At 67.7% G+C, this 7,021-nt stretch carries 7 protein-coding genes, 1 tRNA gene and 1 pseudogene; 4 read left to right on the forward strand and 5 right to left on the reverse strand.

Annotated features, from left to right (window positions below):
• Position 1: 1 nt before the first annotated feature.
• Together IEZ20_RS38990 and IEZ20_RS38995 are read right to left on the reverse strand one after the other, a co-directional pair.
• Complete coding sequence (locus IEZ20_RS38990; protein ID WP_229896501.1) at positions 2–1,288, reverse strand: lysine N(6)-hydroxylase/L-ornithine N(5)-oxygenase family protein; 1,287 nt, start codon at positions 1,286–1,288, stop codon at positions 2–4.
• Between the two features lie 50 nt (positions 1,289–1,338).
• A complete protein-coding gene (locus IEZ20_RS38995) occupies positions 1,339–2,172 on the reverse strand; it encodes a phenylalanine 4-monooxygenase (RefSeq protein ID WP_189307811.1) in 834 nt (277 codons plus the stop codon).
• 1,058 nt (positions 2,173–3,230) lie between these two features.
• Here IEZ20_RS38995 and IEZ20_RS39000 point away from each other — a divergent pair.
• Together IEZ20_RS39000 and IEZ20_RS39005 are read left to right on the forward strand one after the other, a co-directional pair.
• Positions 3,231–3,413, forward strand: a complete 183-nt coding sequence (locus tag IEZ20_RS39000) for a hypothetical protein (RefSeq protein ID WP_189307813.1) — start codon at positions 3,231–3,233, stop codon at positions 3,411–3,413.
• Complete coding sequence (locus tag IEZ20_RS39005) at positions 3,410–3,964, forward strand: ABC transporter ATP-binding protein (protein ID WP_268253098.1); 555 nt, start codon at positions 3,410–3,412, stop codon at positions 3,962–3,964. Before IEZ20_RS39000 ends, IEZ20_RS39005 begins: the two co-directional genes overlap by 4 nt.
• Here IEZ20_RS39005 and IEZ20_RS39010 read toward each other — a convergent pair.
• Together IEZ20_RS39010 and IEZ20_RS39015 are read right to left on the reverse strand one after the other, a co-directional pair.
• The gene (locus IEZ20_RS39010; RefSeq protein WP_189307815.1) at positions 3,855–5,045 is read right to left on the reverse strand and encodes an MFS transporter; all 1,191 of its coding nucleotides are present in this window, start codon (positions 5,043–5,045) and stop codon (positions 3,855–3,857) included. The two genes, IEZ20_RS39005 and IEZ20_RS39010, sit on opposite strands and share 110 nt — an antisense overlap.
• Before the next feature lie 123 nt (positions 5,046–5,168).
• Positions 5,169–5,765, reverse strand: coding sequence for a TetR/AcrR family transcriptional regulator (locus tag IEZ20_RS39015; protein WP_189307817.1), 597 nt, complete (start codon positions 5,763–5,765; stop codon positions 5,169–5,171).
• 69 nt (positions 5,766–5,834) lie between these two features.
• Between IEZ20_RS39015 and IEZ20_RS40290 the strand changes: the two are divergent.
• Positions 5,835–5,974: pseudogene (locus tag IEZ20_RS40290) on the forward strand (IS5/IS1182 family transposase); the annotation flags it as partial.
• A gap of 233 nt (positions 5,975–6,207) precedes the next feature.
• On the opposite strand, the gene IEZ20_RS39020 reads toward IEZ20_RS40290, so the two are convergent.
• Positions 6,208–6,741, reverse strand: a complete 534-nt coding sequence (locus IEZ20_RS39020; protein ID WP_189307820.1) for a GNAT family N-acetyltransferase — start codon at positions 6,739–6,741, stop codon at positions 6,208–6,210.
• A 169-nt stretch (positions 6,742–6,910) separates the two neighbouring features.
• Here IEZ20_RS39020 and IEZ20_RS39025 point away from each other — a divergent pair.
• Positions 6,911–6,987: transfer RNA gene (locus IEZ20_RS39025), tRNA-Met, on the forward strand.
• Positions 6,988–7,021: the final 34 nt, after the last annotated feature.

Consider the following 7,021-nt stretch of genomic DNA (forward strand, 5'->3'; position numbering starts at 1 on the left):
TTCAGCCCCTGTTCCCCGCCACTGCCCTGCCGCCGGCGGTGCGGTCCGGGTCGCGCCGGCCGCCGGTGATCGACTGAGCGATCTCGCCCGCGCGGACCGCCACCATGGACAGCAGGGTGGACGCGATGCCGTGGGTCGCCTCGGTGGCGCCCTGGACGTAGATCCCGCACCGGAAGTCCCCGGTGGTGCTGAGCCGGTAGTCGCGGCCGATGAGCAACTCGCCCGCCGCGTCCCGGCGGAGGGCGTCGCCGACGCCGCCGAGCAGTTCCGCCGGATCGGCCGACCGGTACCCGGTGGCGTAGACGACCAGGTCGGCGTCGAGTTCGGTGTGTTCGCCGGTGGGCAGGAACTCCACGCGGACGGCGGCGGATTCACCGCGGGGTTCGACGGACACCAGGCGGGAGGCGTTCATCAGCCGCAGCCGTGGGGTGCCGGTCACCTTCTGCTCGTACTGGCGGCGGGCGAGGTCCCGGAGGACGTCCTCGTCCACGACGGCGTAGTTGGTGCCGCCGTGGTAACGCATGATGGACTGCTTGACCTCGGGCGGGGCGAAGTAGAAGTCGTCCACGGCGGCCGGGTCGAAGACGCGGTTGGCGAAGGGGCTGGAGTCGGCGACGCTGTAGCCGTAGCGGCCGAACACCGCGCACACCTCGGCCTGCGGGTAGCGCTCCATGAGGTGCGCGGCGACCTCGGCCGCGCTCTGGCCGGCGCCGACCACGACGGCCCGGCGGGGCGGGCGTTCGTCGAACGCGGGCAGCCGGTGCAGCAACTGGGAGCTGTGCCAGACGCGTTCACCGGTCTCGGCGCCCTCGGGCAGCCGCGGGCGCAGGCCGGAGGCGATGACGAGGTTCCTGGTCCGTGCGACCACCCGGTCGCCGGCGAGTACGTCCAGCGCGACGACCTCGCCGGCGTCGGTCACCGGTCGCACGCCGGTGGCCTCCACGCCGTACTCGACCAGGTGGTTCAGCCGGTCGGCGGCCCACTGGAGGTAGTCGTGGTACTCGATCCGTGAGGGCAGCAGGGTGTGCTGGTTGATGAAGTCCACCAGCCGGCCCTTGTCCTGCAGATAGGAGAGGAAGCCGAAATCGCTGGTGGGATTGCGCATGGTGGCGATGTCCTTGAGAAAGGACACCTGGAGCGAGGAACCCTCGATGAGCATCCCCCGGTGCCAGCCGAATTCCTTCTGCTTCTCCAGGAAAAGGGCTCGCCCCGCCGCTTCCGATTCATGGAGCGCCACAGCCAGGGCGAGATTTGCGGCACCGAATCCGATGCCGGTGACGTCCAGCACTTCCGATTCCGGGCTCTGCTGTGCAGTGGGTCCTTGTCCTGCGAGCCGAGTCATATATCAACCACCAGGAGTTTCTCAATGGATGTATCGTCGCAGGACGCCCAGAATTCACCCGCGACGTCCTCCAGATGCGCGAGGGAACGCGCACTGTAAAGGGTGGTCTGGTACTGGGTTATGTCGTAGTCGACGCGGGCCATGTCGGCGATGTCGAGCGGCCGGATGTCGGCGGAGCGGAAGTGCTCCAGCTCGCCGTAGGAGGAGACGATGCTGGCGCCGTAGGCGCGGGGCCCGTCGACGGCGTCCAGCAGGCCGCACTCGACCGTGAACCAGAAGGTCTTGGCGACGAACTGGACGGCTGTCTCGGATTCGACCCTGCGCACGGCCTCGCCGGCCAGTCGGTACAGCGCGGCGAACCGGTCGTCGGCCATGGCGCTCCCGTGCCCGATGACCTCGTGCAGGATGTCCGGCTCGGTCGAATAGAAGGGGGTCGCGCCGTCGCGCAGGTACTGGGTCGAATGGAAGTATCCATCGGCCAGGGAGCCGCAGAACAGGGCGAAGGGGACTACACCGGGGGCGGGTCGCAGCCGGAATCCGGTCAGCCCGTGCAGGCGCTCGGACACGTCCTGCAGTTGCGGGACGCCGTCTTCGGCCACACCAAGACGCTCGGCGGCGGCGAGGAACTCCGGCGCCGCGAGGTCCCGGTGCCGCTCCGTCAGCCGCTGGGAGACCAGGCGCCACAGCGCGTGTTCGGCTTCGGTGTATTCGACTGCCGCAATGGGCTCGCCGAGTACGTGCTCCGCGGCACGGGCCGCTATTTCGTCACGCCGCTTCCGGTATGCCGGCGACTCGTCCTCTAATCGGGTGGTGGCCGGATCGCTATTCATTCCCCTGCCTCCCGCCGTGGTCATCGGCAGGAGGTGCCCCGAATTTTGGTCTGGTTCGAACGTGCTCATATCAGCCTTCCCCCGTCTGGCCGAACCAATCGAAACCCTACACGCCACCCGCGACACCTGCAAGAATTTTCGAGCTGTCCGTTTTGAGATGTTTACGGACGTTCACCCGACATGATCGACAACGGCTCGAGGAAACGCCGATCACGACGGCTTTACATCGCCCGATAACGCGCATGAACTGATATTCATGCAATCCGGCGCGGCGGCGGATGACGGACCGTATTTTTTCAGCCACGGGCGGTCGCGGAGTCAGGTGTTCACCGCCGGCGCCGCACAGTCGGGTCGAGGAGGGCGAGGGACCACGGCACCGACGGCACCGGCCAACAACCGGTATACACCTGTTGGGCCGTCAGATAGGCGCCGTCACAGCAGAGTTGACTCTCCTGGAGAAAGCCTCCGGGCCGGCACCGCACGGGAGTCGGGGCGCAGCCGGCCGTCTCGGGGACACCCCGCTCCCCCATGGGAAGACGCCCAAGAGCCTGGCCGCCGCCGCCCTCCCGCACGGCGGCGGGCCCGGCCCCGTCACCGTCTCCACCCTCACCGACGGAACGGTCCGTCCGGGTGCGCCGGTCGGCAACCGGCGATTACGGAGCAGACGTGGTCGGCCTTCCGTGCTCCTCCTTTGGTGCGAAAAGCACAGACCGGCGAAGTCGACCCCGGCTCGCTCGTCGTGCTCGACATGCCCCGCCTGCGTGTGTCCCAGACCGTGGGCGTCGTGGGCTCATCCCTGACAGGCACAACCGTGCTCAAGGTCACCGGCATAGGAAATCTTGGCGGTCGCCACCAGTCGGGTCGAACGGAAAGACGGTGAGCGGCAAGGTCATTGCCGTCAGCATCAGCGCCCCTCAACAGGACGGCGGTGGACAGGAGCAGGGCGGGGACACCAAGCAGCAGTCCGAGGTGACCGTGTCCCTTGCGGACCAGAAGACCGTGAGGGTGGCCGGCCCCGGACCGGCCACCCTCACCGTGAGCGACCATAAACCCCTCAGGTGCTTGCGGTTCCGGTCACCGCTCTCGTCGCTCTTGCGGAAGGCGGTTACGGCGTCGAAGTCATCCAGCCCGGCGGGCAGCACAAGCTCATACCCGTGACCATCGGCCTCGTCGCCGACGCCCGAGCGCAGATCACCAAGGGCGACATCAAGGAAGGCACCAAGGTGGTGATCCCCGAGTGAGCACCGACACCACAGCCCCCGTCCCCGTCCTGGACCTGGTCGACGTCGTCCGCGAGTTCCCCAGCGACCCGCCGACGCGTGTCCTGCACGGCATCAACCTCACCATCGAAGAGAGCGAACTCGTCGCCGTGGCCGGCCCGTCCGGATCCGGCAAGTCCACCCTCCTCGCCCTCCTGGGCACCCTGGACCGACCCAGCTCCGGCAGCCTCGCCGTCACCGGCCACCCGGTGGACCGACTCAGCGAGGCCCAACTGGCCGTCCTGCGCGCCCGCGACATCGGATTCGTCTTCCAGCAGTTCTTCCTCATGCCCGGGCTCAGCGCCCTGGAGAACGTTGCCACGGGTCTGCTGTACTCGGGCGTCGAACCTTCAGAGAGGCGGCGCCGCGCCACGACAGGTAGCCGTCATCTGCTACCGCCGCCTTGCCGAGTGGCCCAATGGCTCACACCCGGTCTATCTGTTCAGCACAGCGCGGGGAGGCAAGGCCGCTTGCGGGGATGGAGCGGCGGGCGAGGTCGGGCAGGACGGTGGCCAGGCCTAGCAATGCCATGATCGCGCCGAGCCAGAGCGGGGCTCGCAGACCCCAGGCGTCGAGCACGACGGCACCGATGGAGGAGCCGAGGATGATGCCGAGGGTGATGAAGGAGGAGTGGACGGTGTTGACCAGCGGGCCGGCGTTTCCGGTTCGCTGGACGCGGGTCGCCATGGCCGGGTTCATGGTGACGCCGACCAGGCCGATGCCCGTCATGCAGACGACGGCCGGTGCGGGCAGGTCGGCGAGCAGGGCGAAGCCGGTAAGGAACACGGTGTTGATGACGAGGCCGACGGCGAGTACGGGGACGGTGTGGCGGTCGGCGAAGCGGCCGACGATGTTGTTGCCGACGACGGTGGCGGCGCCGTAGACGATCAGCAGGAGGGGGACGGTGCCGGTGGAGAAGCCGGCGAGGTCGGTGAGGATGGGGTTGAAGTAGCTGAAGGCGGAGAAGGTGGCGCCGATGATGAGCGTGCTGGTGGACAGCACCAGCCACAGCTTGGGCTTCTTGAAGACGCCGACCTCGTGCCGGAAGCCGCCGCCGCCCTCGACGCGCTCGATACGGGGAACGCCGAACCAAGTGGCCACGGTGGCAATCACGGTGATGGTGGTGATGGTCCAGAACGCCGCCCGCCAGCCGAAACGCTCGCCGACCAGGGTGGAGATGGGCAGTCCGAGCAGGGTGCCGAGCATGAGGCCGTTCATCGCGACAGCGATCGCGCGGCCGCGGACCTCGGGGCGGGTGATCTGGGCGCACATCGAGATACCCACGCCGAAGAAGGCCTGGGAGGCGATGCCGGTGATGATTCGCGCGGTCATCATCGTGGCGTAGCCGGTCGCGGTGGCAGCCAGGACGTTGCCTGCCAGGAAGATGACGAACAGCGCCATCAGTGCCGTCCGCGGCGGGAGTTTCATGAGAGCCACGGTGAGGAAGGGCCCCCCGGCCGCCATGGCCACCGCGAACGCGGTGATGAGGTATCCGATCTGCGGGGTTGTGGCGTTCAGGCCGTCGGCCATCTGCGGCATCAGTCCGGCGACCACGAACTCGCTGGTCACCATGGCGAAGATGCCGAGTGCCAGGACGTATACGGCACGGGGCACGGTCTTGTCTCCTTGGAGGTCGACGCCGACCGGCGTGGGGCCGGGTGACGTTGCGATGAAGAGATATGGATTGATCAGTTCAAAACGTGGGCATGTGCAGGCAGCGCCCGGGTGGCGAGTGGGTCAGCGGGTCAGTGCGTCGAGGGTGACTTCGGCGATCGACTCCAGTGCGGTCCGGTCAGCGCCGCCCTGGCTGGAGATGCGCATGCCGCCGATCGCGGCGTTGATGAATCGGGCCAGTGCTCCGGCGTCCCGCTGGGAGGTGACGCTGCCGTCGCGGCGACCCTCCTCGATCACCGCGCGCAGCACCGCGAGCCTGCGGGCTGTGTCGCGCTCCAGCAGTTCCGCCGCCCTGCTGTCGCGAGCGGCCAGCTCGACCGTGGTGTTCACTGTCAGGCAGCCCAGGCTGCGGCCGCCGGCCCGGTGCTCGGCCTCGCCGTCGACGACCATGGTGAGCAGGTCGCGGATGCGGTCGGCGGCGCGGCGGCGCGTGTCCTCCAGGACGGCCAGCTGGGCGGTGGTCATGGTGTCGATGTAGTGGGCCAGTGCTCGCTCGAACAGATCGTGCTTGCTCTTGAACGTGTTGTAGATGCTGCTGCGCCCCAGTCCGGTGGCTTCGCACAGGTCCTGGGTGGAAGTGGCCTCGTAACCCTTCTCCCAGAACATGTGCATCGCCGCGTCCAGGGCCCGTTCCTCGTCGAACATCCGCGGTCGCGCCATGCTGCCAGCTTAGCCATTTTGGATCGATCGTTGCAATACATACTCGCTGGTCTCCCGCATGCAACGACGTCTGAGGTCGCCGTCGGCCGCACCATGCCGATCGCGGACGGCGGCTACCCGGGCACCGGCACGACCTTGTGATGCCCTACCGGCGCCGAAAGGGCGAGGAACTCCCGGGCTGGAAGCAGGCACACAACACGTCCTACAAGTTCGGTCGGCGAGGACCTCGCCGCTGAAGGATGGCTGGTGTACGCGGTGGATGGTGGGTTGATGGGGACTTTTGCATCTGGCTCTGTCTGCGGCTCTGTCTGCGGTTCCGTGAAAGTGGCAGGTCAGCGACGGGAGGACACTCTGTCCCTCGAGTCCGTACCGTCGCGATCCATGCGCTCGGGGACGTAGGGACATCGGTCGGCTGGCTTGCGATGATCGATGGTCGGCCGATTTACGCCTGGAACTCGGTGAGGTCGATGGCGTGAACGCGCAGAGGGTAGCCGTACACCGGGTGCACCGTCTCCCGCTCGGGCACCATGCCGAGCTTGCGGATGACGTTCTCGGAGGCGTTGTCCCCCACCTGGCTGATGCTGATGACGCGGTCCAGGCCGCGGTCCTGAAGCGCGAACTCCAGCGTGGCGTGCGCGGCTTCGGACGCGTACCCCTGGTCCCAGAACTGTGAACCCAGGCGCCAGCTGATCGCCACGGCGGGCATCACCTCCGGCAGGAACTCGGGCACGGACAGTCCCGTGAAGCCGATCAGTTCGCCCGAGGCCAGCAGCTCGACGGCGAAGAGCCCGAAGCCCTCCTCGTCCCACTCTTCCTCCCATCGCTCGATGGCCTCGGCCGTGTGGTCCAGGTCGTGCACCGAGCCGTCGTCGATCCAGCGCATGACCCGTGGGTCCGCGTTGATGTCCGCCATTGGCACGAGGTCGTCGTCGTGCCAGCTACGGAGGAGGAGACGGGGTGTGCGGATCTCGGTCATGCGCCCATCCTGCCGAAGACACACGCCTCATCGGTAATCCGGCGCCCCCCTGATGAGAGCAAGACCACACGGTGGCGGCGTCCCGGCGGCCGAAACTGAGGCCGGTCGCGCAACCCGGGGGACATTCGGTCAGAAGCACGGGGCCAGTGGCGTAGGGTGGTCCTACCGACGCGGGGTGGAGCAGCTCGGTAGCTCGCTGGGCTCATAACCCAGAGGTCGCAGGTTCAAATCCTGTCCCCGCTACCAACGCGACAGCCCCCTCGACCAGCAGGTCGAGGGG

The organism is Streptomyces cinerochromogenes (assembly GCF_014648635.1).
GTDB classification, from domain to species: Bacteria; Actinomycetota; Actinomycetes; order Streptomycetales; family Streptomycetaceae; genus Streptomyces; species Streptomyces cinerochromogenes.

Excerpts from the sequence above, each read along its gene's own strand:
- IEZ20_RS39020 (WP_189307820.1), bottom strand. The coding sequence starts at position 6,741 with ATGACCGAGATCCGCACACCCCGTCTCCTCCTCCGTAGCTGGCACGAC.
- IEZ20_RS38995 (WP_189307811.1), bottom strand. The coding sequence starts at position 2,172 with ATGAATAGCGATCCGGCCACCACCCGATTAGAGGACGAGTCGCCGGCA.
- IEZ20_RS39015 (WP_189307817.1), bottom strand. The coding sequence starts at position 5,765 with ATGGCGCGACCGCGGATGTTCGACGAGGAACGGGCCCTGGACGCGGCG.